Below are 26,544 nucleotides of genomic sequence, written 5' to 3'. Positions count from 1 at the left end.
AATGATGTCAACCTCCTCCTGCATCGGGCGCTTCGCTCCCTCTCCTTCCGGTGAACTCCATTTCGGCTCGCTGATTGCTGCCTTAGGCAGCTACCTGAGCGCACGCGCGCAGCAGGGGCGCTGGCTGGTACGCATTGAAGATATCGATCCGCCACGGGAAGTGGCCGGTGCCGCCACGCGCATTTTGCAGCAGCTGGAACAGTATGGCCTGCACTGGGATGGTGAGGTGTTGTGGCAGTCACAGCGTCATGAGGCTTACCGCGCGGCCCTGCACTGGCTGCGGGAACACCGGCAAAGCTATTACTGCACCTGTCCGCGCAGCCGCATTCAGCAGCTGGGCGGCTTTTATGACGGCCACTGCCGCGATCGCCGCCTGCCACCGGACCAGGCGGCACTGCGTCTGCGCCAGCACGCACCGGTTTATGGCTTTTACGATCGCCTGCGTGGTGAATTGCAGGCTGAACCGCGTCTGGCGGAAGAGGATTTCATTATTCATCGCCGCGACGGCCTGTTTGCCTACAATCTGGCGGTGGTGGTGGACGACCATTTTCAGGGCGTCACCGAGATTGTGCGCGGCGCCGACCTGATTGAGCCCACCGTGCGCCAGATCGCGCTATACCAGCAGTTTGGCTGGCCGGTGCCGGCGTACCTGCATTTACCGCTGGCGATTAACCCGGACGGCAACAAGCTGTCAAAGCAGAATCATGCGCCACCGCTGCCGGCAGGCGACCCGCGACCGCTGCTGGTGCAGGCGCTGCGCTTTCTCGGTCAGCCGGTCAGCGAGGGCTGGCAGGATCAATCACGCGAGGCGCTGCTGGCCGCTGCCGTCACCGGCTGGAACAGCGCGCTTATCCCGCTGGACAACGCCCTGAAGCCGGATGAGATGACAACGCCATTCCTAAATGGTTCGCAACAGGCTATGATTAGCCGCTGATTTTATTCACACCCATTTTCTCACTGTCGAGGTGTCCCATTTTTACCCGAGTCGCTAATTTTTGCCGGAGAGTCCTCAAGCGTGACGAGGAGGCATTTGAAGAGGTGGAAACGGAAAGTCTGATGACCGTCATTCCCCGTGAAAGCCACAATATCTCACGCAAAGATATCAGCGAAAACGCCCTTAAAGTGCTGTATCGCCTGAATAAAGCTGGTTACGAAGCGTATCTGGTTGGCGGCGGCGTACGCGATTTGCTGCTGGGTAAAAAGCCGAAGGACTTTGACGTGACCACCAATGCCACGCCAGAACAGATGCGCAAACTGTTCCGCAACTGCCGTCTGGTTGGCCGCCGCTTCCGCCTGGCACACGTGATGTTCGGTCCGGAAGTGATTGAAGTTGCCACCTTCCGCGGCCATCACCAGGAAGAGAGCGAGGACGATCGTAACAGTTCACAGCGCGGTCAGAATGGCATGCTGCTGCGCGACAATATTTTTGGCAGCATCGAAGATGATGCCCAGCGTCGCGATCTGACCATCAACAGCCTCTATTACAGCGTGGCGGATTTCACGGTGCGCGATTACGTAGGCGGCCTGCAGGATCTGCAGGAAGGCATTATTCGCCTGATTGGCGATCCGGAGACGCGCTACCGCGAAGATCCGGTGCGCATGCTGCGCGTGGTGCGCTTCGCCGCGAAGCTGGAGATGCGCATCGCGCCGGAAACCGCCGAACCGATTCCCCGCCTGGCCACGCTGCTGAATGACATTCCGCCTGCTCGTCTGTTTGAGGAGTCGCTCAAACTGCTGCAGGCCGGTTACGGTTACCGCACCTATCAGATGCTGCGTGAATACCAGCTGTTCCAGCCGCTGTTCCCGACGCTGGCGCGCCACTTTACTGAGAAAGGCGATAGCCCGATGGAGCGGATGGTGGCCCAGGTGCTGAAAAACACCGACACCCGTCTGCACAACGAGATGCGCGTTAACCCGGCCTTCCTGTTTGCCGCCATGTTCTGGTATCCGCAGCTGGAATCCGCCGAGCAGATCGCGCAGGAGAGCGGCCTGACCTACTACGATGCGTTTGCGCTGTCGATGAACGAAACGCTGGATGAAGCCTGCCGCGCGCTGGCGATCCCGAAGCGCATCACTACGCTGATCCGCGATATCTGGCAGCTGCAGCTGCGTATGTCACGTCGCCACGGTAAACGCGCGTGGAAGCTGATGGAACACCCGAAATTCCGGGCCGCTTACGATCTGCTGGCGCTGCGTGCCGAGGTGGAAAACAATCATGAGCTGCAGCGTCTCAGCCAGTGGTGGGGAGAGTTTCAGTCCGCCGTGCCGGTGCAGCAGAAAACCATGCTGAATACGCTGGGCGACGATCCGGCACCGCGCCGTAAACCGCGTCGTCCGCGCCGCCGTCCGAGCGGTCCGCGCCGCGACAGCAGCAGTAATAACAGCGCGTCATGATCCGCGTTTATCTGGCTATCGGCAGCAACCTGGCCGATCCGCTGCAGCAGGTGGAGGCGGCACTGACCGCGCTGGATGCGCTGCCAGACACCACGCGCGTTGCGACCTCCTCGTTTTACCGCACGCCACCGTACGGGCCGCCGGATCAGCCGGATTACCTGAACGCGGTGGTGGCGCTGGACACTACCCTCGCGGCCGACGCGCTGCTGGATCATACTCAGCGTATTGAGCAGGAGCACGGGCGCGAGCGCAAAGCAGAACGCTGGGGCCCGCGTACACTCGACCTCGACATTATGCTGTTTGGCAACGCGGTGATTCATACGCCGCGCCTGACGGTGCCGCACTACGATATGCACAACCGCGCGTTTATGCTGGTGCCGCTGCTGGAGATCGCGCCTGCGCTGCGCCTGCCGAATGGCCAGCCGCTGGCAGGTCTTCTCGCCACGCTCGATCGCAGCGCTATCTCCCGCTGGGCTGACTGAGCCGCCGGAATCGCACGGCCGTCGTATCGCCTTTTTCATCAATCCAGTACACTGCGCGCATCAGAAACGCTGGAGATTGCGATGAAACCCACAACCATTTCTCACCTGCGCCAGCTGAAAGCCAGCGGCCGCAAATTCGCCACGCTGACCGCCTACGATTTCAGCTTTGCCCGCTTGTTTGCCGATGAAGGTATTCAGGTGATGCTGATCGGGGATTCGCTGGGGATGACCGTGCAGGGGCATGACTCTACCCTGCCGGTAACCGTTGCGGATATCGCTTACCATACCGCGGCAGTGCGCCGGGGTGCGCCGCTGGCGCTGGTGATGGCGGATTTACCCTTCATGAGCTATGCCACGCCGGCGCAGGCCTGTGCCAGCGCCGCACAGCTGATGCGCGCCGGTGCCAACATGGTCAAGCTGGAAGGCGGTGCCTGGCTGACGGAGACCGTACAGATGCTGACCGAACGCGCCGTGCCGGTGTGCGGCCATCTGGGCCTGACGCCACAATCGGTGAATATTTTCGGTGGTTATAAAGTGCAGGGGCGCGATGAAGCCGGCGCAGAGCGTCTGCTGGCGGATGCGCTGGCGCTGGAAGCCGCCGGTGCTCAGCTGCTGGTGCTGGAATGCGTGCCGGTCAGCCTCGCCGCACGGGTGACGCAGGCGCTGTCGATTCCGGTGATTGGTATCGGTGCCGGCAATGTGACCGATGGTCAGATTCTGGTGATGCATGATGCCTTTGGCATTACCGGCGGGCATATTCCAAAATTTGCCAAAAATTTCCTTGCCGAAACCGGCGACATTCGCGCGGCAATTCGCCAGTATATTGGCGACGTTGAGGCCGGCACCTACCCCGCCGCCGAACACAGTTTCCAGTAAATCAGGAGAGTTGCAGTGCTGATCATTGAAACGCTGCCGATGCTGCGCCAGGAAATTCGCCGCTGGCGTCAGGCAGGCAAACGCATCGCGCTGGTGCCTACCATGGGCAACCTGCATGACGGGCATCTTACGCTGGTGGATGAAGCGCGTGCCCGCGCGGATATCGTCGTGGTCTCTGTTTTTGTCAATCCTATGCAGTTCGATCGTGCCGACGATCTGGCACGCTACCCGCGCACGCTGCAGGATGATTGTGAAAAGCTTAACCGCCACAAGGTGGATCTGGTGTTTGCGCCGGCTCCGGCGGATATTTATCCGCAGGGGCTCGACAGCCAGACCTATGTGGAAGTGCCGGGGCTCTCTTCGCTGCTGGAGGGTGCCAGCCGTCCGGGTCACTTCCGCGGCGTCGCCACCATCGTCAGCAAACTGTTTAACCTGGTGCAGCCGGACGTCGCCTGCTTCGGGGAGAAAGATTTTCAGCAGCTGGCGCTCATCCGCAAAATGGTCGCGGATATGGGCTTTGATATCGACATTGTCGGCGTGCCGACGGTGCGGGCCAAAGATGGCCTGGCGCTCAGCTCGCGCAATGGCTACCTCACCGCGGACGAGCGCAGGCTGGCACCGGGTCTGAGCCAGGTCATGCACAGCATGGCTGAACGCCTCAGCAACGGCGAGCGTCATGTTGATGAGATTATTGAGCACGCCGAACAGGCGCTGCGCGAAAAAGGCTTCCGCCCCGACGGGCTGGCTATCTGCGATGCCGAAACGCTGCAGCCGCTGACCGTGGACAGCCAGCGCGCGGTGATTCTGATGGCGGCCTGGCTTGGCAACGCGCGCCTTATTGATAATCAGCAAGTTGATCTGATGGCATAACGCCATCGCTTAATCGCCGCTTAACAGGATTATGTCGTTATGATTCGTACCGTATTACAGGGCAAATTACACCGCGTCACCGTCACTCAGGCCGATTTACACTATGAAGGCTCGTGCGCAATCGATCAGGATTTTCTCGATGCCGCCGGCATTCTGCAATATGAAGCCATCGACATCTATAACGTGACCAACGGCCAGCGCTTTTCAACCTATGCCATCGCCGCCGAGCGCGGCTCGAAAATTATTTCGGTCAACGGTGCGGCCGCACGCTGCGCCTGCGCAGGCGATATCCTGATTATCTGCTCATACGTGCAGGTAGAAGATGCGATAGCCCGCAGCTGGCAGCCGAAGGTGGCGTATTTTGAAGGGGATAACCAGATGAAGCGCATCGCCAAAGCGCTGCCGGTGCAGCTGGCGTAACGCCCGTCACGCGCCCCTACGGGCGCGATCCGGGCGGTGGCGTAACCGGGAACCCCGTTTGCGCCGCCGCCCGGCGCTTCGCCCTGGCCGGTGAGACGCCGGCCGCTAAACCAGCACGTCACCACCGGCGAGGTCACTCAGGTACGTAAGCCGCGGCCGCGCTGAATCAGCACATACACCAGAATGTAAAACACCACGATAAACGCCACCAGCACTGACAGGGTAAACGCCAGCGGCACATCATTGATGCCGAGGAAGCCAAAGCGGAACCCGCTGATCATATATACCACCGGATTGAGCTTCGAGACGGCCTGCCAGAACGGTGGCAGCAGCGCCAGCGAGTAGAACACCCCACCCAGATAGGTCAGCGGCGTCAGGACAAAGGTCGGAATCAGGCTGATGTCGTCAAACGTACGGGCGAACACCGCATTCAGCAAACCAGCCAGTGAGAACAGCACCGCCGTCAGCAGCAGCGTCAGCGCCACCATCGGCCACGAAAAAACGTGGAACGGCACAAAGAACAGGGAAACCGCCGTGACAAGGATGCCCACGCAGACGCCGCGCGCAACGCCGCCGCCCACGTATCCGGCGATGATAATGTGCGTCGGCACCGGGGCGACCAGCAGCTCTTCAATGTTGCGCTGAAACTTGGCGCTGAAGAAGGACGACGCGACGTTGGCGTAGGCATTGGTGATCACCGACATCATGATCAGGCCCGGCACGATGAACTGCATATAGCTGAACCCGTGCATATCACCGATGCGCGAGCCAATCAGGTTACCGAAAATAATAAAGTAGAGCGTCATGGTGATCACCGGCGGCACCAGCGTCTGAATCCAGATACGCGCAAAACGGTTGATCTCTTTGGCCCAGATACTCTTGAGCGCTACCCAGTACAAATGCGTCATGCTTTCACTCCTGTTTTTCCCTGCGTCAGGCTGACAAACAGCTCTTCCAGGCGGTTCGCTTTATTGCGCATGCTCAGCACCTGCACACCCTGCGCGCTCAGCTGACTGAATACGCTGTTCAGCCCCTGCTCACGCATCACTTCCACTTCCAGCGTCGAGGTATCCACCAGACGATACTGAAAGCCTTCCAGCTGCGGCAGCGGGCTGCGCGGGGCGAGATCGAGAATAAAGGTCTCCGACTGCAGCTTGGCAAGCAGCCCTTTCATCGAGGTGTTCTCCACCAGCTCACCACTCTGAATGATGCCAATATTGCGGCACAGCATCTCGGCCTCTTCCAGATAGTGGGTGGTGAGAATAATGGTGGTGCCTTTGGCGTTGAGCTCTTTGAGGAACGTCCACATTGAGCGGCGCAGTTCAATATCCACGCCGGCGGTCGGCTCATCCAGGATCAGCAGTTTAGGCGCGTGCATCAGCGCACGGGCAATCATCAGACGGCGCTTCATCCCGCCGGAGAGCATCCGCGCCCGCTCATTGCGCTTGCCCCATAAATCCAGCTGATTGAGGTACTTTTCTGCGCGCTTATGCGCTTCCGCGCGTTCGACGCCGTAATATCCCGCCTGGTTCACCACAATCTGCAGCACGGTTTCAAACGGGTTAAAGTTGAATTCCTGCGGCACCAGGCCAAGCTGGCGCTTGGCGTTGACCACATCCTTCTGCAGGTCGTAGCCAAATACGCGCACGCTGCCGCCGGTTTTATTCACCAGCGAACTGATAATGCCAATGGTGGTGGACTTACCGGCCCCGTTCGGGCCGAGTAAGGCGTAAAAGTCGCCGGCTTCCACATTGAGGTCGAGGCCTTTCAGCGCCTGTACGCCGCCGGAATAGGTCTTGGTCAGCCCGGAAAGTTCCAGTGCATAAGTCATTGCGAGTCCATACCCTGTTGTAGTGACATGATTGCCTGATAAAGATGATAGTGTGCTCACGCCGGGCGTGTGGGGTTATTCAGCAATAAAGATTGTGAAATCAAAGGAATTGAGCAGAGCGAGCCCCACGACACGCCATCACGCAGTGTGCCGCAGGAAAGGGTGCGCCCGGCCCGTAAGTCATTGAGTTACGGGCTGCACATCTTATCGCAGGTGTAGCGGAATCGCCCTGGTAGATTGTGCGGTTAGTCGTCCAGCAGCGTTACTTTGCCAATATAAGGCAGATGGCGATAGCGCTGCGCATAGTCAATGCCAAAGCCGACCACGAATTCGTCCGGAATGGTAAAGCCCACAAACTCCACCGGTACGTCCACTTCGCGGCGTTCAGGTTTATCCAGCAGCGTACAGATCGCCAGCGATTTGGGCTCACGCAGCTGCAGAATCTCACGCACTTTGCTCAGGGTGTTACCGGAATCGATAATGTCTTCAACGATCAGGACATCTTTGCCGCGGATGTCTTCGTCAAGATCCTTCAGGATTTTCACGTCACGCGTCGTGGTCATGCCGCTGCCGTAGCTGGAGGCCGTCATGAAATCGACTTCATGCGCCACGTCGATAGCACGGCACAGATCGGCCATAAACATGAAGGAGCCGCGCAGCAGGCCCACCAGCACCATTTCGCTGCCGCTGTCGCGGTAGTGCTCGCTAATCTGCTTGCCCAGTTCGGCAATACGGGTTGCGATCTCCTGCTCAGAGATCATCACGTCGACGGTGTGTTTCATTGCAATCGCCTGGTTAAGGTTTTCAGAAAGCCACGAAGTTTATCATAGTCACGCGCCGGGCTAACGAGGCGCACAAAACGCAAACGTTACCGTGGCAAAAATTATTGCGCTGGCCTTTACTTCAAACAACCCGCCCGTCCGCTCCGGAGACCACTATGGCCGCTTCATCCAGTAAGAAAACGCAGATAGGTACGCGCGATTTGCATCCCGAAACGCAGATGTTGAATTACGGCTACGATCCGCGCCTGTCAGAAGGCGCGGTCAAGCCGCCGGTGTTCCTGACCTCTACCTTTGTGTTTAACAGCGCCGAAGAGGGGCAGGATTTCTTTGATTTTGTCGCCGGACGGCGGCAGCCGCCGGCGGGCCAGAGCAACGGACTGGTCTACTCCCGCTTTAATCACCCCAACAGTGAGATTGTGGAAGATCGGCTGGCCATCTATGAAGGGGCGGAGAGCGCCGCCCTGTTCTCCTCCGGCATGTCTGCCATTGCTACAACGCTGCTGACCTTTGCCCGCCCCGGTGAAGTGATTCTCCACTCCCAGCCGCTGTACGGTGGCACCGAAACGCTGCTGAGCAAAACGCTGCACGATCTGGAGATCAAAGCGGTGGGTTTCAGCGACGGCACCGATGAGGACAAAGTCTATGAGGCGGCAAAGATGGCGTGGCAGCGCGGCCGCGTGGCGCTGATCCTGATCGAGACCCCCGCCAACCCCACCAACAGCCTGGTAGATATCCGCCTGATGCAGCAGGTCGCGGAGGTGATCGCGCAGCAGCAGGGCTCGCGCCCTGTTCTGGCCTGCGACAACACCCTGCTGGGGCCGTTGTTCCAGCGCCCGCTGCAGCATGGCGCGGATATTTCGCTTTACTCGCTGACCAAATACGTCGGCGGTCACTCGGATCTGATTGCCGGGGCGGCGCTGGGCAGCAAGGCGCTGATGAGCAAAGTGCGTTCGCTGCGCAGTGCAATTGGCACACAGCTCGATCCGCACTCCAGCTGGATGATTGGCCGCTCGCTGGAGACGCTGTCGCTGCGCATGGAGAAAGCCGCCAGTAACGCAGCAGAGGTGGCGGCGTTTCTGCGCGACCATCCGCAGGTGAAGAAACTGCACTGGCTGCCTTACCTGGAGGCCAGCACGCCAGCCGGTGAGACCTATCAGCGCCAGTGCAGCGGCGCCGGCTCGACCTTTTCTTTTGATATTGAGGGCGGTCAGCCCGCCGCTTTCCGTTTTCTCAACGCGCTGGCGCTGTTCAAACTGGCGGTGAGCCTCGGCGGCACCGAATCGCTGGCCAGCCATCCCGGCAGCACCACGCACTCCGGGGTGCCGCAGGAGGTGCGTGAACGCATCGGCATTACCGAGGCGACGGTGCGGCTGTCGATTGGCATCGAAAACGCCGGCGATCTGATTGAGGATATGCGTCTGGCGCTGGCTGCGGCGGCGCAGACAGCCTGAGCCCACCTTTAGCTGACGCTAAAGCCCAGCATCATGCCGGTGTCTTCATGCTCCAGCAGATGGCAATGCGCCATATAGGCATGCTCAGCGCTGGCGATATAGTTAAAGCGCACCAGCACTTCGCTGCGCCAGCCGTTGACGCTGACCATATCTTTCCAGCCCGCGCGGTGGGGCGCAGGCGGCTTGCCATTCTCAGACAGGATACGGAACTGCGTGCCGTGGATATGAAAAGGGTGCAGCATGGCGTCACCTTCGCCGGAAATGGTCCACTTCTCCGGCTGGCCAGACGGCACGTTAAACATCGGCTTTGTCATATTAAACGCCTGTCCGTTGATCTTGTTGCCGGTGTGGAAGTCATAGTGGTCAGCCGGGTGCGATTCGCCTTTCATGGCGCCGTGATCCATCGGCATAGCGCCCTGCTCCATCGGCATGGCACCGTGATCCATCGGCATCGCGCTGTCGTCAGCACCGTGGTTCATGCCATGCCCGGCCATCCCGCCCATGGCCTTGTCACCGTAGCGCGCCATCAGCGCCTGCATGCCCTGCTGGTCAAGCTGCGGATCCATCATCAGCTGCAGCCAGCGGCTTTGCAGCCCTTCGGTGGCGGGCAGCGCCGGCAACGTTACCAGCGTATCCGGCAGCGTACCGCTTGCCATGATGCGCAGCGGCAGAATCTGCACCAGCGGTAACGGCTGGTCGAAAGGGGCCAGCGTCATGCCCATCTGCGTGACCGGCAGCGTGACAATATCAAAGGTTTTTCCATCCGAGGTGTCGACCAGCACCTCAAAGCGCTCGCCCGGCAGCAGCGGCAGGCTCTCCACGCGAATCGGCTCGGCCAGCAGGCCGCCATCGCTGCCCACCACATACAGCGGTCGCCGGTCGCTGGCAGCAATATGCAGCGAGCGGGCGTTACAACCGTTGAGCAGCCGCAGCCGCAGCCAGCCGCGCGGCACGGCGTGCTGAGGATAAGGCACGCCATTGGTCAGCATCAGATCGCCAAACCAGCCCACCGCCGCGCGCAGGATATCCAGCTCATAGGCAATCGCTGTGCCATCGTCGCTCAGCTGCTTATCCTGGAAAATCAGCGGCACGTCATCTTCGCCCCACTGCATCGGTAACCGCAGTTTGCCGGAGGCTTCATCTTCCAGCAGCACCAGTCCGGCCAGGCCCTGTGCCACCTGATAGCCCGTGCGGCCATGCAGATGCGGGTGATACCAGCAGGTAGCGGCAGGCTGATCGGGCGTGAAAGTCACCTGACGCGTGGCGCCAGGCGCAATCAGCGCCTGCGGCCCGCCATCTACTGCGCCGGGGATCTCCAGACCGTGCCAGTGCAGGGTGGTGGCTTCCGGCAGATGATTGCGGATATTCACCGTCACCGCTTTTTCGCGCTGCAGGCGCAGGGCCGGCCCCAGCAGATTACCGTTGTAGCCCCAGGTCGGCACGCGTTTGCCGTTCCACTCGCTGCTGCCGGTCATGGCGGTCAGGGTGTACTGTCCGTGCGCGTCCGGCTCCAGCAGGGAGGGAACCGGCAGCAGAGGACGTGAAGCAGCCATCAGTGAGCGACTCCACAGCGGCAGCGCACCGGCGGCGCTGAGGGCCGCGGTCAACTTCAGAAACTGGCGACGATGCATGGTCTTATCCTTGTCGTGAAGAAGCCCACAGGGTAAACCTTTCCCCTGCGGGAGGGTCAAGCCCGGAAAGCGCCGGCGTGGAGAAAAAGGCCGCCGCCGCGCAAGGCGGCGAATTTAGCGGAATCCGCGCGATAACTGTGCTAACGTCAATAGATTGTCCCCTGTTGAGAATGACTATGACGAAAAGCATCAAGTTCCTGCTGCTGGCGGGACTTCTTGGCTTCTCCTCCACCAGTTTTGCCCTGAGTGAATCCGAAGCGGAAGATCTGGCCGACCTGACGGCGGTTTTTGTCTACCTGAAAAATGACTGCGGCTATCAGGATTTGCCGGATGCGCAGATTCGTAAAGCACTGGTGTTCTTTGCCCAGCAGAACCGCTGGGATTTAAGTAATTACAGCGCCTATAACATGAAATCGCTGGGTGAAGAGAGTTATAAAGATTTGAGCGGCATTGCCATCAACAATGACAAAAAGTGCAAATCGCTGGCGCGCGATTCGCTGAGTCTGCTGGCCTATGTGAAATAACGCGGGCCGGAAACGGCCTGCTCTCTCCGCGTGGCTGCGTTTCTCCAGTCATCACACCGTTAACTGCAGCGCGATGCCGCGCTCGCGCAGGCTCTGCGCGACCTGCTCATCCAGGCGTGAATCCGTCACCACATCTGTCAGGCTGTCAATCGGTGCGGCGCAGTAAAGCGACCAGGAGCCATATTTGCTGCTGTCGGCCAGCAGCACCCGCCGCCGCGCGTTGGCCAGCAGATCCCTTTTCAGACCGGCTTTCTCTTCCGTTGGCGTGGTAATACCGCGTTCAATGCTCCATGAATTGCAGCTGACAAACGCGATATCAGGATTCAGGCTGCGCAGCAGCTGGCGACCATGTTCGCCAACGCAGGACTGGCTGGAATCGTCGATACGGCCACCGATAATGGTGGTCTCAATCTGCCGGAATTCCGACAGAAACAGCGCAATATGCAGATCGGCGGTGATCACCCGCAGCTGCAGATGGGTAAGCTGCCGCGCCAGTTCCAGCATGGTGGTTCCGGCGTCCAGCACCACCGCATCGCCGGACTGCACGTAGCGCGCGGCAAACTGCGCAATCGCCTGCTTTTCCGCCAGATTACGCTGCATCTTTTCCAGCGTGGTTGGCTGGGCAGGAATAAAGCGGTTCAGCGTGACGCCGCCGTGGCTGCGGCTGATGACACCTTCTTTATCCAGCTTGATCAGGTCGCGGCGAATGGTGGCTGGCGAAGCGGAAATCGCACTCACCAGCTGTTCTACGGTGACCAGATTGTGACTTTTCAGGTAGTCCATAATCTGGTCGAGACGGCTTTGTCCCTTCATATGTCCCTATGCGAGCTGCATCGCGAGTTTAATCGAGATCGCCATGCTGGCAGAGTTCGCTTTACCTGTCCAGGCGATATCAAATGCGGTGCCATGGTCTGCTGAAGTGCGGATAAACGGCAGGCCGGCGGTGATGTTAACGCCGTCATAAAAACCCAGCAGTTTCAGCGGAATATGTCCCTGATCGTGATACATCGCCACCACCATATCGTACTGACCCTGCTGACACTGCAAAAAAACGGTGTCCGGCGGGCACGGGCCACTAACGTCGATGCCCTGCGCTTTCATTGCGGTAATGGCGGGGGCTACGGTGGTGATCTCTTCATCGCCAAACAGGCCATTTTCACCGGCATGCGGATTCACACCCGCCACCGCAATGCGCGGTGTTGCATAGCCAACGCGCCGCAGAAAGCGGTCCGCCATGCCAATCACCGTCTGAATGCGCTCACCGTTCAGCGTATCGAGGAATTTACGCAGCGCGATGTGGGTGGTGACGTGAATCACTTTTAAGCGTTCGGTATACAGCACCATGGCGTAGTGTTGCGTGCCGGTCAGCTGCGCCAGCAGTTCCGTATGTCCCGGGTAGAGATGGCCGGCAGCATGCAGCGCCTCCTTATTCAGCGGCGCGGTAGCAATCGCCTGTACTTCCCCGGCCAGCGCCAGCGCGGTAGCGCGTTTCACGCAGCGCCACGCCAGATCGCCGGCGGCTTTCTGCACCACGCCAGGCTGCAGGGCAGCCGGATCGGCCAGCGGCTCATCAAAGACGTTAATGATGCCAGGGGCAAAACGTGCCTCCTGAATGTTATCCAGCACGCGCAGCTCCGCCTGCGGCGTGATGCGCATGGCCATCACCCGGCGCAGCGTGGCAGCACAGCCCACCACCACGGCAGGCATGCCCGCCAGTTCCCCCTCTGCCAGCGCTTTGATGATGATCTCCGGGCTGATGCCCGCCGGATCGCCCATGGTCACCGCAATAATTTTATTCACTCGACATCTCCTCAATAAAACGAATGGCTTCCACCAGCGTATTGTCATCGCCAAAGCCACCCGCTTTGGTCATCACCGGCAGGTGTAATTCCGTATTAAGCAGCACGCCGTACGGCACGCAGCCCGCGATCTGGCCCTGAATGCGGAAGCCGCTGGCGCCGAGCGCCCGGGCCACTGCAATCGCCACATCGCCGCCAGAAAGGTAGAGCGCAGCGGGCGGGCTCGCTGTGCAGACCGCGCGGGTCAGCCCGGCGAGAAAGGCGCAAATGCGTTCGCCCAGCTGCTGGCGTGACAGCTGATGCTGCTGACACAGCGCGGCAATGTGATGCCGCTGCGCGCTGTGCTGCTGAGTACGCACCACGCAGTGCGCGCCATCGCGCAGCGCCTGCTGGATGGCCTGCTGCCAGATGGCCGCCTGGGGCCATGCGGGGGCAGCAAACAGCTGATGAATATCGATATCGATGAGACAAATGGCGCGCTGGCTTGCCAGCCGGGCGATTTGCTGCTGCGCCACGGCACTCATGGAACCGACCACAGCCAGCACCGGACGCGCGGGACGACGCCCCAGCCATGCCCCTAATGCGTCACTCAGTCCGGACGCGCCGGCCAGCAAAGGCCGCTCAGGCAGCGTCGCCGCAGCCGCCATAATCTGCGCCAGGTCAGCCTTGTGCTCCACATCCGCCACCACCAGCCCGGTTTTCCCTGCCAGCACCTGCGCCAGCTGGCCACCGCGCACGGTGGCGAGATCGAGCTGCTGGCCAGGCAAATCACACTGCGCCTGCAGTCGCGTCAGAATATGGCTGCTGTTTACCGGGGTTTTCGGGTCCGTGGCAAACTCGGTCTCTGTCAGCCGCTGTCCGTTAATCCATACCTCACCCTGCCGGATGATACGCCCCAGCTCAGGCACCGCCGGGATCACCAGCGCCAGCCGTCTGCCGCTGGCCTGCAGCGCAGCAGCAATTTCCGCGCCGGGATTGCCGCGCAGCGTGGAATCGATCTTTTTAAACAGCCAGCCGTCCCGGGCCAGCGCCGCGTGCTGCTGCACCGCCTGCGTTGTGCGCGCCGCCGCTTCAGCCGGGCTGACGGCACGACTGTCAGTGTTGATGATCAGCACATCCACCGCCGTTCTGTCGTGAGCGCGCTGGCTGCTAAAGAGCACGTCAACCCGTGCACCGGCCCGTGCCAGCCCGCTACCCGCGTCATTTGCGCCGGTAAAGTCATCAGCGATAACCAGAACCGGTGTGTTCCATGGCTGTGATGGCATGCTTTTCTCTCCTGCTGGCATAGCGCCGCTGGTAATGATTATATTCAATCATGATTGATTATATGTGAGCAAGATCAAATTAACTGTAATCGATATGACTTATAAAATCAGCACAGTCACTGACACATCCCACACATCAATGAGCGAAACCAATCAGGATGTGCAAACCGCCAGAAGGGTATGAGATGAATATCAACAGCACGGTGATTAGCGGCTATCAGGCGCTGAGCGATCTCCGCTATTTATTGCACGGCAAAGAGACAGCCTTACTGGTCACCGACCGGAACATCGCCGCCATTCCGGCGGTGCAGGCGCTGATAACGCAGCTGCAGCAGCAGATTGCCCGTCTGCATGTTATTGAGGCCGTGCCACCAGAGCCGACCCACCATGACGTGGCGGCGATTGTTGCCGCCCTGCCTGTTCGCGAGATCGACCTGGTGATAGGCGTGGGCGGAGGCAGCGTACTGGACGTCGCCAAACTGCTTTCGCTGCTGTGCGTCACAGGAGCGCCCACGCTGGATGCGCTGCTGGCCGGTGAAAAGCCGGTGACGCGCACGCCTTCGCTGTTGATCCCGACGACGGCCGGAACCGGCTCGGAAGCGACCCCGAATGCCATCCTGGCGATTCCGGAGAAACAGACCAAAGTCGGTATCATTACCCCGGTCATGCTGCCGGACTATGTGGCGCTGATTCCGGAACTGACCACCAGTATGCCGCCGCATATTGCCGCTTCCACCGGCATTGATGCCCTGTGCCATCTGATTGAGTGCTTCACCGCGACCGTGGCCAATCCGGTCAGCGATAACTATGCGCTGATTGGTCTGAAAAAACTGTTTACCAGCCTGGAAACCACGCTCGCAGAGCCGGATAATCTGGCAGCACGCCTGGATATGCTGTGGGCCTCCTATTACGGCGGCGCAGCGATAGCCCACGCCGGTACGCATCTGGTGCACGCCCTCTCCTATCCGCTGGGCGGCCGCTACCATCTGCCGCACGGCATTGCCAATGCGATTCTGCTGGCACCGTGCATGCGCGTGGTGCGTCCGGCGGCGGTGTCTAAATTTGCGCAGGCTTACGATCTGCTGCCGGACGCCGATCGCACACTGGACGACGAGGCCAAATCGCATGCGCTGGTGGCGTATCTGACGGCGCTGGTAAAACGCCTTGCGCTGCCAGACAGCCTGGAAGCGCTGGGCATCGGGCCGGACCACCTGCCCTATCTGGTGGAGGCCGCGCTCGACGTACAGCGCCTGATAAAGAATGTACCGATGTCCGTCAGCGCCAGTGACGTGCACGCTATCTATCAAACGCTGTTTCCAGCGTTGCCTGCTCAGCCTCAGCGGAGAACGTATGCGTAACAACATTCAGGGCGTATTAACCGCCATCGTGACCACCTTTGATCGCGATGGCGCGTTCAATCCCGTGGCGCAGCGTGAGCAGGTGAAACGTCAGCTCCACGCCGGTAATGGCATTTTCTGCGGCGGGACGAACGGGGAGTTCTTTGTGCTGAACGCGCGGGAGAAGCTGGCGCTGGCGCAGACCTGCGTGGATGAAGTCAATGGTGCAGCGCCAGTGGTGGCGCACATTGGTGAAATCTCCACGCGGGAAACCATTTTGCTCGGGCAGCAGATAGCGAGGCTGGGGGTGGACGCCGTTTCCGCCATTACGCCCTGGTTTGTGCCGCTGCAGCAGGACGCGCTGATTGCCCATTATCATGCGGTAGCGGATGCCCTTGATGTGCCGCTCTACCTGTATAACATCCCGGCGCGCACCGGCAATACGCTGCTGCCGGAAACGGTGCGCACGCTGGCGGCCCATCCGAATATTGCGGGTATCAAAGACAGCGCGGGCAGTTATGAGAGCCTGAGCGGTTTTCTGCAGGCGGCTGAAGGGGCCGAAGCGTTCGCCGTGCTGACCGGGCCGGATTCCCTGATTCATCAGGGATTCACCGAAGGCTGCGTCGCCTGCGTATCCGGCCTCGCCAATGTGGTGCCGCAGGAAATCAATGCCATCTGGTCACGTTTCCACGCCGGAGACCTCGCCGGCTCACGTCAGGCGCAGGAGAAGGTTACCGGCCTGCGTAGCGCGCTTTACAGCCTCGGCTTTCCCCCCGCGGCGGTGAAAAAAGCGGTCGCCCTGCTGGGTTATGCAGTCGGCGACAGCCGCTATGCCGTGCAGTTTTCTGCGGCACAGCAGCAGACAATCCGCCAGCTGATCACCCCCTGGCTGCCTTAGCCGCGCGGCCCGCAGCGCCCGCAATGCCGGATGCTGCGCACGGGGCAGTCTGCGCCGCAGTCCGCTCAGCGCCCGGCCATAAACTGCCGGTATGCGGCTATCACCGCAAGAAAATCCTCCACGCCGCAGAAGGAGAGACTCTCTTCGTCGTAATAGGTCATGCCCTCTTCCAGGCCGTCATCCTCCAGCGCCAGCTGGTTGGCGCGGATCATGACCTCTTCTTCATCCAGCCACAGGGTGTATTCATGCCCCACGCGCTGCCACTGCTGATGCGTCCCTTTGACGCTGCGCACGGCGGCCTCTACCTCATCCAGCAGGGCCAGATTCTCTTTTACTTCTTCGTTGAACCAGTGCCCCACCGCTTCGTGGTCCATTGACATGCGCACCCTCACCTGGCCGGTGACGTCACGCAGAAATTCGTATTCCATGTTTGCCTCATCGGAATAGCGCGCCTGGCAGCACGCTTTCGTGCATTTTGTGCGCTACAGGCGCAATAAAGTGGGACAGTGCTCACATTATGCCGGGAGAGGCGCGGCGAAAAAAGCGCATAAAAAAGGGGACGATTTTCATCGTCCCCCGCTTTTCCTTCGCGCGTTTTACACGGCGGTCTGGAAGATGACGCTATCGGCTTTCTCGGTGTATTGACCTAACTGGTCAAAGTTGAGATAGCGATAGGTGTCTGCAGCCGTTTTATCCACCTGCAGCATGAACTGCTGATACTCGTCCGGCGTCGGCAGTTTACCCATCAGGGAAGCGACCGCAGCCAGCTCCGCTGAGGCCAGGAACACATTCGCACCAGTACCCAGACGGTTCGGGAAGTTACGCGTTGAGGTGGAAACCACCGTTGCGCCATCTTTCACGCGCGCCTGGTTACCCATGCACAGTGAACAACCCGGGATTTCAATGCGGGCACCGCTCTTACCGAATACGCTGTAGTAGCCCTCTTCGGTGAGCTGCGCAGCATCCATCTTGGTTGGCGGCGCCACCCACAGACGGGTTGGCAGCTGACCTTTGTGCGCATCCAGCAGTTTACCGGCAGCACGGAAATGACCGATGTTGGTCATGCATGAACCGATGAACACTTCGTCGATCTTCTCGCCCTGCACGTCAGAGAGCCAGCGCGCGTCGTCCGGATCGTTCGGCGCACACAGAATCGGCTCTTTGATTTCCGCCAGATCGATTTCGATCACCGCCGCGTACTCAGCATCAGCGTCAGCTTCCAGCAGTTGCGGATCGGCCAGCCATTTTTCCATGCCCTGAATACGGCGCTCCAGCGTACGGCGATCGCCGTAGCCTTCGGAGATCATCCACTTGAGCAGCACGATGTTCGAGTTGAGGTACTCGATGATTGGCTCTTTATCCAGCTTGATGGTACAGCCCGCGGCAGAACGTTCGGCTGAGGCGTCGGTGAGTTCAAACGCCTGCTCTACTTTCAGTTTCGGCAGACCTTCGATCTCCAGGACGCGACCCGAGAAGATGTTTTTCTTGCCTTTCTTCTCTACGGTCAGCAGGCCCTGCTTGATCGCATACAGCGGAATCGCGTGTACCAGATCGCGCAGCGTAATACCGGGCTGCATTTCACCTTTGAAGCGCACCAGCACCGATTCCGGCATATCCAGCGGCATCACGCCGGTGGCGGCAGCAAACGCCACCAGACCGGAGCCCGCCGGGAAGGAGATACCAATCGGGAAGCGGGTGTGGGAGTCACCGCCGGTGCCCACGGTATCCGGCAGCAGCATGCGGTTCAGCCAGCTGTGGATCACGCCATCGCCCGGACGCAGTGACACGCCGCCACGGTTCATGATGAAGTCCGGCAGCGTGTGATGCGTGGTCACATCAACCGGCTTCGGATAGGCTGCGGTGTGGCAGAATGACTGCATAACCAGATCGGCCGAGAAACCCAGGCACGCCAGGTCTTTCAGCTCATCACGGGTCATCGGACCGGTGGTATCCTGTGATCCCACAGAGGTCATTTTCGGCTCGCAGTAAGCGCCAGGACGGATGCCTTCAACGCCGCAGGCGCGGCCTACCATTTTTTGCGCCAGCGAGTAACCGCGGGTGCTGGTTTCCACATCTTTCGCCTGCACGAACACATCGCTCTGCGGCAGACCCAGCGCTTCACGCGCTTTGGTCGTCAGACCGCGACCGATGATCAGCGGAATACGTCCGCCCGCGCGCACTTCGTCCAGCAGAACGTCTGTTTTCAGCGTGAAGGTGGCCAGCAGCTCATCGGTTTCGTGATTGCGCACTTCACCTTTGTACGGATAAACGTCAATCACATCGCCCATGTTCAGGCGCTCAACGTCCAGTTCGATCGGCAGCGCACCGGCATCTTCCATGGTGTTAAAGAAGATTGGCGCAATTTTACCGCCAAGGCACAGACCGCCGCCCTTTTTGTTCGGTACGTAAGGGATATCTTCGCCCATGAACCACAGCACCGAGTTGGTGGCAGATTTACGCGAGGAGCCGGTACCGACAACGTCACCGACGTAGGTCAGCGGGAAACCTTTTTCCTGCAGCGCTTTGATCTGTTTGATCGGACCGATGTTACCCACATCGTCCGGCTCAATGCCGTCGCGCGGGTTTTTCAGCATCGCCAGCGCGTGCAGCGGAATATCCGGGCGAGACCAGGCATCCGGCGCCGGAGAGAGATCGTCGGTGTTGGTTTCACCCGTGACTTTGAACACGGTGGTGGTGATTTTTTCTGCCAGCTTTGGACGCTTCAGGAACCATTCGGCATCAGCCCAGGACTGAAGGATTTTTTTCGCGTGGGCATTGCCCGCTTTGGCTTTCTCTTCGACATCGTAGAAGTTATCGAACATCAGCAGGGTGTGAGACAGCGCGTCCGCGGCAATCGGTGCCAGCGCGTCATCGTCAAGCGCTTCAATCAGCGCATGGATGTTATAGCCGCCCTGCATGGTGCCCAGCAGTTCAACTGCTTTTTCGCGAGTAACCAGAGGAGAGTGGGCTTCGCCCTTTGCGATAGCTGCCAGGAAACCGGCTTTTACATAAGCCGCTTCATCAACACCCGGCGGGACACGGTTGACCAGCAGGTCAGTCAGGAATTCTTCTTCACCCGCTGGCGGGTTTTTCAGCAGTTCAACCAGCGCGGCCATCTGGGAAGCATCTAACGGCTTAGGTACGATCCCCTGGGCAGCACGCTCGGCAACGTGCTTACGGTATTCTTCTAGCACGACGTTCTCCTCGCTCTCATTGTATAGCTTTCCGGTGCACCTGTGATGCTGTCAGACAGTAGGGTGAGGTGCCCGGTTCTGCGTCGGCCAGCATAGCAGGATTTCACCTGATTGTTAATGTGTTTACAAAAAAGCAACATCCGCTCAATACGCAGCAGATTTCACTGCACAGGGTGCGGCATCGCGTAAATGCTGCGCTCAGTTAAGACGTGGCTGACAGGCATCAGAGGAAGCCGGCTGGGTTAACACGGCTGCCGCTTACGCTGCGCCACAGCGGGACGCAGTGGGCCATAGCGTATCAGCGTCGCAAAACCATCTATAACCTTGCCTGATTTTTCAGCATGTTTTGCTAACCTGCGGTTATAGCGCGTGCGGAGAGGTCATCAGGCTTGACCTTTATCACCAGCCTGAACGGCGGTGGGCTTTATTGCGTGAAGGTGACTATCTATATGGGGGCGGTAACCGCGATCTCAACCGCGCCTGCGCCCGGCCGCAGCCGGTGCATGCAATGCGCAATAAAAAACGGCTCCGCGGGGAGCCGTTTAAGACGCTGGGGCGAAAACTTATTTCTTTTTCGCTTTTGCGTTTGGCAGGTCAGTAATGCTCCCTTCAAACACTTCTGCCGCCAGGCCAACGGATTCGTGCAGCGTTGGGTGCGCGTGAATGGTCAGCGCGATATCTTCAGCATCACAGCCCATTTCAATCGCCAGACCGATCTCGCCCAGCAGCTCACCGCCGTTGGTACCGACAACCGCGCCACCGATCACGCGGTGCGTCTCTTTGTCGAAAATCAGCTTGGTCATACCGTCTGCGCAGTCGGAAGCGATAGCACGACCGGAAGCCGCCCACGGGAAAGTGGAGACTTCATAGCTGATGCCTTTCTCTTTCGCTTCTTTCTCAGTCAGCCCCACCCACGCCACTTCCGGCTCGGTGTAAGCGATGGATGGAATCACTTTTGGATCGAAGTAGTGCTTCAGACCGGAAATCACTTCTGCCGCGACGTGGCCTTCATGCACACCTTTGTGTGCCAGCATTGGCTGACCGACGATGTCACCGATAGCGTAGATGTGTGGCACGTTGGTGCGCATCTGCTTGTCGACACGGATGAAACCGCGATCGTCCACTTCCACACCCGCTTTACCGGCATCCAGACCTTTACCGTTCGGAACACGGCCAATCGCCACCAGCACGGCGTCATAGCGCTGCGCTTCTGCCGGGGCTTTTTTGCCTTCCATCGATACGTAGATACCGTCGTCTTTCGCATCAACTGCGGTAACTTTGGTTTCCAGCATCAGGTTGAATTTCTTGCTGATACGCTTGGTGAACACTTTCACCACGTCTTTATCGGCAGCCGGGATCACCTGGTCAAACATCTCAACCACGTCGATCTCTGAACCCAGCGCATGGTATACGGTGGCCATTTCCAGACCGATGATGCCGCCACCCATAACCAGCAGGCGCTTCGGCACTTCTTTCAGCTCCAGCGCATCGGTAGAGTCCCAGACGCGCGGATCGCTGTGCGGGATGAAAGGCAGTTCAATAGGACGGGAGCCGGCAGCGATAATGGCGTTATCGAAGTTGATGGTGGTTGCCCCACCCTCGCCTTCCACCACCAGAGTGTTAGCACCGGTGAATTTACCCAGACCGTTCACCACTTTCACCTTACGGCCTTTTGCCATACCGGCCAGACCGCCAGTCAGCTGTGTGATGACCTTCTCTTTCCAGGTACGAATCTTGTTGATGTCAGTCTGCGGCTGACCAAACACGATGCCGTGCTCTTCCAGCGCTTTCGCTTCTTCGATCACTTTTGCTACGTGCAGCAGCGCTTTCGACGGGATACAGCCTACGTTCAGACACACACCACCGAGGGAGCTGTAACGCTCAACCAGAACGGTTTCCAGACCTAAATCAGCGCAACGGAAGGCTGCAGAGTAACCTGCAGGGCCTGCCCCAAGTACCACGACTTGAGTTTTAATCTCTGTACTCATCATGACCTCTTGTTAGATTTCCGGCGGCCAGACGTAGAGTCTATCCCAGACTCCGGATGCCCTGTATCCACCGGGACATTTCACCGCGAGAGTTTACAGAATTGTTAACAAACTGCCAACCGCGGCAACTCCGAATGCTTACAACAAGGCCGGCATTCGCCGGCCTTTCTTAACGTCACATCACCAGACGGCGAATATCAGACAGCATATTGTTGATGATGGTGATAAAGCGCGCACCATCAGCACCATCGATGACGCGGTGGTCGAAGGACAGCGAGATTGGCATCATCAGACGTGGTGCAAACTCTTTGCCATTCCAGACCGGCTCCATCGCAGACTTCGACACGCCGAGAATCGCCACTTCCGGCGCGTTCACGATCGGCGCGAAGTGGGTGGTTCCCAGGCCGCCGAGGCTGGAGATGGTGAAGCAGCCGCCCTGCATATCGCTGGCGGTCAGCTTGCCATCACGCGCTTTTTTCGAGGTCGCCATCAGTTCACGCGACAGCTCGGTGATGCCTTTCTTGTTCACGTCTTTGAACACCGGAACCACCAGACCGTTTGGCGTATCGACCGCCACACCGATATTGATGTATTTCTTCAGCGTCAGCTTCTGACCATCTTCGGACAGTGAGCTGTTGAAGCGCGGCATCTGCTCCAGCGCAGCAGCCACGGCTTTCATGATGAACACCACCGGGGTGAACTTCACATCCAGCTTGCGCTTCTCTGCTTCAGCATTCTGCTGCTTGCGGAACGCTTCCAGATCGGTGATGTCGGTTTTATCGAAGTGCGTTACGTGCGGGATCATGACCCAGTTACGGCTCAGGTTTGCACCGGAGATTTTCTGGATACGGCCCAGCTCCACTTCTTCAATTTCACCGAACTTGCTGAAGTCCACTTTCGGCCATGGCAGCATGCCTGGCAGACCGCCGCCAGTCGCAGCAGCCGGAGCAGCTTCAGCACGTTTCACCGCGTCTTTCACGTAAGCCTGCACGTCCTCTTTCAGGATGCGCCCTTTGCGGCCGGTGCCTTTGACTTTCGCCAGGTTCACGCCGAACTCGCGCGCCAGGCGACGGATCACCGGCGTCGCGTGCACATAGGCGTCGTTTTCAGCAAAGTCGCTCTTCGCTTCCGCTTTGGCCGCTGTCGGCGCAGGCGCGGCGGCAGGCTTCTCAGCAGGCGCAGCAGCATCCTGCTTCGCCGCAGGTGCGGCAACGGCAGGCGCGGCGCCTTCCACCTCGAACACCATGATCAGCTTGCCGGTGGTCACTTTATCGCCGGTCGCGACTTTCAGCTCTTTGACCGTACCAGCAAACGGTGCCGGGACTTCCATCGACGCTTTGTCACCTTCCACCACGATCAGCGACTGTTCTGCTGCAACCTTGTCGCCCACCTTCACCAGAACCTCGGTGACTTCCACTTCGTCGCCGCCGATGTCCGGTACGTTGACGTCTTTCGCGCCTGCAGCGGCCGCCGGTGCGGAGGCTGCTGCTTCTTTAATTTCTGGCTTCGCCGCTGCCGCCGGGGCTGCACCTTCCGCCTCAAAGATCATGATCAGAGAGCCGGTGCTGACTTTGTCGCCGGTCGCGATTTTGATCTCTTTCACCACGCCCGCAAATGGCGCCGGGACTTCCATGGAAGCTTTGTCGCCTTCCACGGTGATCAGCGACTGCTCAGCCGCGACCTTGTCGCCCACCTTCACCAGAATTTCGGTGACTTCAACTTCATCACCACCGATATCCGGCACGTTGACGTCTTTTGCTTCGGTTGCCGCCGCCGCAGGCGCCGCTTCAGCTTGTTTCGCTTCAGCCGCAGGTGCAGCCTCTGCTGCACCCTCTGCGTCAAAGATCATGATCAGTGAACCGGTATTCACTTTGTCACCGGTGTTGATTTTGATCTCTTTTACCACGCCAGCCTGCGGCGAAGGCACTTCCATGGAGGCTTTATCGCCTTCCACGGTGATCAGCGACTGTTCAGCCTCAACCTTGTCGCCCACCTTCACCAGAATCTCGGTGACTTCAACCTCGTCAGAGCCGATATCCGGTACGTTAATTTCGATAGCCATTACTCTCTTACCTCTTATGCCAGACGCGGGTTAACTTTATCGGCATCGATGTTGAATTTAGCGATCGCGTCAGCCACCACTTTCTTCTCGATTTCGCCGCGTTTAGCCAGCTCACCCAACGCAGCCACAACCACATACGATGCATCCACTTCGAAGTGGTGACGCAGGTTTTCACGGCTGTCAGAACGGCCAAAGCCATCCGTACCCAGGACGCGGTAGTCGCTGGCCGGCACGTAGCTGCGTACCTGCTCGGCAAACAGCTTCATGTAGTCAGTGGATGCCACAGCAGGGGCATCGTTCATCACCTGCGCGATGTACGGCACGCGCGGGGTTTCTGTTGGATGCAGCATATTCCAGCGCTCACAATCCTGGCCATCACGCGCCAGTTCGGTGAACGAGGTCACGCTGTAAACGTCAGAACCGATGCCGTAGTCTTTCGCCAGGATCTGTGCGGCTTCACGCACGTGACGCAGGATTGAACCGGAGCCCAGCAGCTGCACTTTACCTTTGCTGCCCGCAACCGTTTCCAGCTTGTAGATACCCTTACGGATACCCTCTTCCGCGCCCTGCGGCATCGCTGGCATGTGGTAGTTTTCGTTCAGCGTGGTGATGTAGTAGTAAATGTTTTCCTGCGCTTCACCGTACATACGCACCAGGCCGTCCTGCATGATGACTGCGACTTCGTATGCGTACGCGGGATCGTAAGAGATACAGTTCGGGATGGTCAGCGACTGAATGTGGCTGTGGCCATCTTCGTGCTGCAGACCTTCACCGTTCAGCGTGGTACGGCCCGAGGTGCCGCCGACAAGGAAGCCGCGCGCCTGCTGGTCGCCCGCCAGCCACATCAGATCGCCGATGCGCTGGAAGCCGAACATCGAGTAATAGATGTAGAACGGAATCATCGGCAGGTTGTTGGTGCTGTAAGAGGTCGCCGCCGCCAGCCAGGATGATCCTGCGCCCAGCTCGTTGATCCCTTCCTGCAGGATCTGGCCTTTCTCGTCTTCTTTGTAGTAAGCAACCTGCTCACGGTCCTGCGGTGTGTACTGCTGGCCGTTCGGGCTGTAGATACCAATCTGACGGAACAGACCTTCCATACCGAAGGTACGCGCTTCATCCGCAAGGATTGGCACCAGACGATCTTTGATCGACTTGTTCTTCAGCATGACGTTCAGCGCACGCACGAAGGCGATCGTGGTTGAGATCTCTTTGCTCTGCTCTTCCAGCAGCGCACTGAACTCTTCCAGCGCTGGCATTTCCAGCTTCTCAGTGAAGGCTGCCTGACGGGTTGGCAGGTAGCCACCCAGCTTCTCACGCTGGCCGTGCAGGTAGTTGTACTCTTCAGACCCTTTCTCGAAGGTGACGTACGGCAGCTCTTCGATTTTGTCATCGGCAACAGGCACATTGAAGCGATCGCGGATATAGCGCACGCCATCCATGTTCATCTTCTTCACCTGGTGCGCAATGTTTTTCCCTTCCGCGGTGTCGCCCATACCATAGCCTTTAATGGTATGCGCCAGAATCAGCGTCGGCTGACCTTTGGTCTCCTGCGCTTTCTTCAGTGCCGCGTAGATTTTCTTCGGATCGTGACCACCACGGTTCAGGGCGAAGATCTCTTCGTCTGACCAGTCTTTCACCAGCGCAGCGGTTTCCGGGTATTTGCCGAAGAAGTGCTCACGCACGTAAGCGCCGTCGCGGGATTTAAAGGTCTGATAATCGCCGTCCACGGTTTCGTTCATCAGCTGGATCAGCTTACCGCTGGTGTCTTTCTTCAGCAGCTCATCCCAGCGACCGCCCCAGATCACCTTGATCACGTTCCAGCCAGCACCGGCAAAGATGCCTTCCAGCTCGTTGATGATCTTGCCGTTACCGGTGACCGGGCCATCCAGACGCTGCAGGTTACAGTTGATGATGAAGACCAGGTTATCCAGCTTCTCGCGGGTCGCGATGGTGATCGCGCCTTTGGATTCCGGCTCATCCATCTCACCGTCGCCGAGGAAGGCGTAAACGGTCTGGTTAGAGGTGTCTTTCAGACCGCGGTGTTCCAGATATTTCAGGAACTTGGCCTGGTAGATCGCATTCAGCGGACCCAGCCCCATAGAGACGGTCGGGAACTGCCAGAAGTCCGGCATCAGTTTCGGATGCGGATAAGAAGAGAGACCGTTGCCGTGCACTTCCTGACGGAAGTTGTTCATTTGCTCTTCGGTCAGACGACCTTCAAGGAACGCACGCGCATAGATGCCCGGAGAGATATGACCCTGGAAGTAAACCAGATCGCCGCCATCTTTTTCGCTACGTGCGCGGAAGAAGTGGTTAAAGCACACTTCATAGATGGTGGCAGAAGACTGGAATGAAGAGAGGTGACCACCCAGCTCCAGATCTTTCTTCGATGCACGCAGAACCGACATAATGGCATTCCAGCGGATCGCGGAACGGATACGACGTTCAAGAGAGGTGTTGCCAGGATATTCCGGCTCATCTTCTACCGCAATGGAGTTGATGTAGTTGCTGACGGCATTCCCACCTGCCGCGACTTTTACACCACCTTTGCGGGCAGCACTCAGCACCTGATCAATCAGATACTGTGCGCGCTCAACACCTTCTTCACGGATGACCGATTCGATCGCCTGTAGCCAGTCACGAGTTTCGATCGGATCCACGTCATTCTGTAAACGTTCTGACATGGGGTGTATTCCTTATCTGTGTCTAATACGTTGAATTATCAGGAGCCTGTCTGCTTGCA

The 26,544-nt window shown here is 58.9% G+C and carries 22 protein-coding genes; 10 read left to right on the top strand and 12 right to left on the bottom strand.

What is annotated here, in order from left to right:
• Positions 1–4 precede the first annotated feature (4 nt).
• From gluQRS to panD, 6 genes are all read left to right on the top strand, one after another.
• Positions 5–934: a tRNA glutamyl-Q(34) synthetase GluQRS gene (gluQRS, locus tag D8B20_RS03520; RefSeq protein WP_145890379.1), complete on the top strand. Its 930-nt coding sequence runs from the start codon at positions 5–7 to the stop codon at positions 932–934.
• 38 nt (positions 935–972) lie between these two features.
• Positions 973–2,394 carry a polynucleotide adenylyltransferase PcnB gene (pcnB, locus tag D8B20_RS03515; protein WP_222433870.1) on the top strand — a complete coding sequence of 474 codons (1,422 nt, stop codon included), beginning with the start codon at positions 973–975 and terminating at the stop codon, positions 2,392–2,394.
• A complete protein-coding gene (folK, locus tag D8B20_RS03510) occupies positions 2,391–2,876 on the top strand; it encodes a 2-amino-4-hydroxy-6-hydroxymethyldihydropteridine diphosphokinase (RefSeq protein ID WP_145887165.1) in 486 nt (161 codons plus the stop codon). Before pcnB ends, folK begins: the two co-directional genes overlap by 4 nt.
• Positions 2,877–2,957: 81 nt before the next feature.
• Positions 2,958–3,752, top strand: a complete 795-nt coding sequence (panB, locus tag D8B20_RS03505; RefSeq protein ID WP_145887163.1) for a 3-methyl-2-oxobutanoate hydroxymethyltransferase — start codon at positions 2,958–2,960, stop codon at positions 3,750–3,752.
• Positions 3,753–3,767: 15 nt separating this feature from the next.
• Complete coding sequence (panC, locus tag D8B20_RS03500; RefSeq protein ID WP_145887161.1) at positions 3,768–4,622, top strand: pantoate--beta-alanine ligase; 855 nt, start codon at positions 3,768–3,770, stop codon at positions 4,620–4,622.
• 39 nt (positions 4,623–4,661) lie between these two features.
• On the top strand, positions 4,662–5,042 hold the full coding sequence (gene panD / locus D8B20_RS03495) for an aspartate 1-decarboxylase (protein ID WP_145887159.1): 381 nt from the start codon (positions 4,662–4,664) through the stop codon (positions 5,040–5,042).
• A 137-nt stretch (positions 5,043–5,179) separates the two neighbouring features.
• On the opposite strand, the gene D8B20_RS03490 is transcribed toward panD, so the two are convergent.
• From D8B20_RS03490 to hpt, 3 genes are all read right to left on the bottom strand, one after another.
• Complete coding sequence (locus tag D8B20_RS03490; protein ID WP_145887157.1) at positions 5,180–5,950, bottom strand: ABC transporter permease; 771 nt, start codon at positions 5,948–5,950, stop codon at positions 5,180–5,182.
• On the bottom strand, positions 5,947–6,873 hold the full coding sequence (locus D8B20_RS03485) for an ABC transporter ATP-binding protein (RefSeq protein WP_145887155.1): 927 nt from the start codon (positions 6,871–6,873) through the stop codon (positions 5,947–5,949). The genes D8B20_RS03490 and D8B20_RS03485 overlap by 4 nt, the downstream gene beginning before the upstream one ends.
• 245 nt (positions 6,874–7,118) lie before the next feature.
• The gene (gene hpt, locus D8B20_RS03480) at positions 7,119–7,655 is read right to left on the bottom strand and encodes a hypoxanthine phosphoribosyltransferase (RefSeq protein WP_145887153.1); all 537 of its coding nucleotides are present in this window, start codon (positions 7,653–7,655) and stop codon (positions 7,119–7,121) included.
• A gap of 155 nt (positions 7,656–7,810) precedes the next feature.
• Between hpt and D8B20_RS03475 the strand changes: the two genes are divergently transcribed.
• The gene (locus tag D8B20_RS03475; RefSeq protein WP_145887151.1) at positions 7,811–9,106 is read left to right on the top strand and encodes a cystathionine gamma-synthase family protein; all 1,296 of its coding nucleotides are present in this window, start codon (positions 7,811–7,813) and stop codon (positions 9,104–9,106) included.
• A gap of 8 nt (positions 9,107–9,114) precedes the next feature.
• Here the strand turns inward: D8B20_RS03475 and cueO are convergent, their stop codons facing one another.
• Complete coding sequence (gene cueO / locus D8B20_RS03470; RefSeq protein WP_145887149.1) at positions 9,115–10,737, bottom strand: multicopper oxidase CueO; 1,623 nt, start codon at positions 10,735–10,737, stop codon at positions 9,115–9,117.
• A gap of 176 nt (positions 10,738–10,913) precedes the next feature.
• Between cueO and D8B20_RS03465 the strand changes: the two genes are divergently transcribed.
• The gene (locus D8B20_RS03465; protein ID WP_145887147.1) at positions 10,914–11,261 is read left to right on the top strand and encodes a YacC family pilotin-like protein; all 348 of its coding nucleotides are present in this window, start codon (positions 10,914–10,916) and stop codon (positions 11,259–11,261) included.
• 51 nt (positions 11,262–11,312) lie between these two features.
• On the opposite strand, the gene D8B20_RS03460 is transcribed toward D8B20_RS03465, so the two are convergent.
• The 3 genes from D8B20_RS03460 to dtnK are packed head-to-tail and all read right to left on the bottom strand — an operon-like array spanning position 11,313 to position 14,325.
• Positions 11,313–12,074 carry a DeoR/GlpR family DNA-binding transcription regulator gene (locus D8B20_RS03460; RefSeq protein WP_145887145.1) on the bottom strand — a complete coding sequence of 254 codons (762 nt, stop codon included), beginning with the start codon at positions 12,072–12,074 and terminating at the stop codon, positions 11,313–11,315.
• A 6-nt stretch (positions 12,075–12,080) separates the two neighbouring features.
• A complete protein-coding gene (locus D8B20_RS03455; RefSeq protein WP_145887143.1) occupies positions 12,081–13,061 on the bottom strand; it encodes a D-threonate 4-phosphate dehydrogenase in 981 nt (326 codons plus the stop codon).
• Positions 13,054–14,325: a D-threonate kinase gene (gene dtnK / locus D8B20_RS03450; RefSeq protein WP_145887140.1), complete on the bottom strand. Its 1,272-nt coding sequence runs from the start codon at positions 14,323–14,325 to the stop codon at positions 13,054–13,056. The genes D8B20_RS03455 and dtnK overlap by 8 nt, the downstream gene beginning before the upstream one ends.
• 185 nt (positions 14,326–14,510) lie before the next feature.
• Here dtnK and D8B20_RS03445 point away from each other — a divergent pair, with 185 nt between their 5' ends.
• On the top strand, positions 14,511–15,683 hold the full coding sequence (locus D8B20_RS03445; RefSeq protein ID WP_145887138.1) for an iron-containing alcohol dehydrogenase: 1,173 nt from the start codon (positions 14,511–14,513) through the stop codon (positions 15,681–15,683).
• Entirely contained in the window at positions 15,676–16,560 is an 885-nt protein-coding gene (locus tag D8B20_RS03440; protein ID WP_145887136.1) for a dihydrodipicolinate synthase family protein, read from the top strand. Before D8B20_RS03445 ends, D8B20_RS03440 begins: the two co-directional genes overlap by 8 nt.
• 65 nt (positions 16,561–16,625) lie before the next feature.
• Here the strand turns inward: D8B20_RS03440 and yacL are convergent, their stop codons facing one another.
• The 5 genes from yacL to aceE form a co-directional block, all read right to left on the bottom strand.
• Entirely contained in the window at positions 16,626–16,988 is a 363-nt protein-coding gene (gene yacL / locus D8B20_RS03435; RefSeq protein ID WP_145887134.1) for a protein YacL, read from the bottom strand.
• 168 nt (positions 16,989–17,156) lie between these two features.
• On the bottom strand, positions 17,157–19,754 hold the full coding sequence (gene acnB / locus D8B20_RS03430) for a bifunctional aconitate hydratase 2/2-methylisocitrate dehydratase (RefSeq protein ID WP_145887132.1): 2,598 nt from the start codon (positions 19,752–19,754) through the stop codon (positions 17,157–17,159).
• 563 nt (positions 19,755–20,317) lie between these two features.
• Positions 20,318–21,742, bottom strand: coding sequence for a dihydrolipoyl dehydrogenase (gene lpdA, locus D8B20_RS03425; RefSeq protein WP_145890377.1), 1,425 nt, complete (start codon positions 21,740–21,742; stop codon positions 20,318–20,320).
• Positions 21,743–21,917: 175 nt separating this feature from the next.
• On the bottom strand, positions 21,918–23,804 hold the full coding sequence (gene aceF / locus D8B20_RS03420) for a pyruvate dehydrogenase complex dihydrolipoyllysine-residue acetyltransferase (protein WP_145887130.1): 1,887 nt from the start codon (positions 23,802–23,804) through the stop codon (positions 21,918–21,920).
• Positions 23,805–23,818: 14 nt separating this feature from the next.
• Complete coding sequence (gene aceE / locus D8B20_RS03415; protein WP_145887128.1) at positions 23,819–26,485, bottom strand: pyruvate dehydrogenase (acetyl-transferring), homodimeric type; 2,667 nt, start codon at positions 26,483–26,485, stop codon at positions 23,819–23,821.
• Positions 26,486–26,544 lie beyond the last annotated feature (59 nt).

The organism is Candidatus Pantoea soli (assembly GCF_007833795.1).
GTDB classification, from domain to species: domain Bacteria; phylum Pseudomonadota; class Gammaproteobacteria; order Enterobacterales; family Enterobacteriaceae; genus Pantoea; species Pantoea soli.
Note: the sequence above shows the minus strand (reverse complement) of the source record. Positions and strands in the feature narration are given on the sequence as shown.

Coding starts and splice junctions, on each gene's coding strand:
- D8B20_RS03460 (WP_145887145.1), bottom strand. CDS start 12,074: ATGAAGGGACAAAGCCGTCTCGACCAGATTATGGACTACCTGAAAAGT.
- lpdA (WP_145890377.1), bottom strand. CDS start 21,742: ATGAGTACAGAGATTAAAACTCAAGTCGTGGTACTTGGGGCAGGCCCT.
- cueO (WP_145887149.1), bottom strand. CDS start 10,737: ATGCATCGTCGCCAGTTTCTGAAGTTGACCGCGGCCCTCAGCGCCGCC.
- D8B20_RS03440 (WP_145887136.1), top strand. CDS start 15,676: ATGCGTAACAACATTCAGGGCGTATTAACCGCCATCGTGACCACCTTT.
- aceE (WP_145887128.1), bottom strand. CDS start 26,485: ATGTCAGAACGTTTACAGAATGACGTGGATCCGATCGAAACTCGTGAC.
- D8B20_RS03445 (WP_145887138.1), top strand. CDS start 14,511: ATGAATATCAACAGCACGGTGATTAGCGGCTATCAGGCGCTGAGCGAT.
- D8B20_RS03490 (WP_145887157.1), bottom strand. CDS start 5,950: ATGACGCATTTGTACTGGGTAGCGCTCAAGAGTATCTGGGCCAAAGAG.
- yacL (WP_145887134.1), bottom strand. CDS start 16,988: ATGGAATACGAATTTCTGCGTGACGTCACCGGCCAGGTGAGGGTGCGC.
- D8B20_RS03465 (WP_145887147.1), top strand. CDS start 10,914: ATGACGAAAAGCATCAAGTTCCTGCTGCTGGCGGGACTTCTTGGCTTC.
- folK (WP_145887165.1), top strand. CDS start 2,391: ATGATCCGCGTTTATCTGGCTATCGGCAGCAACCTGGCCGATCCGCTG.
- aceF (WP_145887130.1), bottom strand. CDS start 23,804: ATGGCTATCGAAATTAACGTACCGGATATCGGCTCTGACGAGGTTGAA.
- hpt (WP_145887153.1), bottom strand. CDS start 7,655: ATGAAACACACCGTCGACGTGATGATCTCTGAGCAGGAGATCGCAACC.
- gluQRS (WP_145890379.1), top strand. CDS start 5: ATGTCAACCTCCTCCTGCATCGGGCGCTTCGCTCCCTCTCCTTCCGGT.
- panD (WP_145887159.1), top strand. CDS start 4,662: ATGATTCGTACCGTATTACAGGGCAAATTACACCGCGTCACCGTCACT.
- panB (WP_145887163.1), top strand. CDS start 2,958: ATGAAACCCACAACCATTTCTCACCTGCGCCAGCTGAAAGCCAGCGGC.
- dtnK (WP_145887140.1), bottom strand. CDS start 14,325: ATGCCATCACAGCCATGGAACACACCGGTTCTGGTTATCGCTGATGAC.
- D8B20_RS03485 (WP_145887155.1), bottom strand. CDS start 6,873: ATGACTTATGCACTGGAACTTTCCGGGCTGACCAAGACCTATTCCGGC.
- D8B20_RS03475 (WP_145887151.1), top strand. CDS start 7,811: ATGGCCGCTTCATCCAGTAAGAAAACGCAGATAGGTACGCGCGATTTG.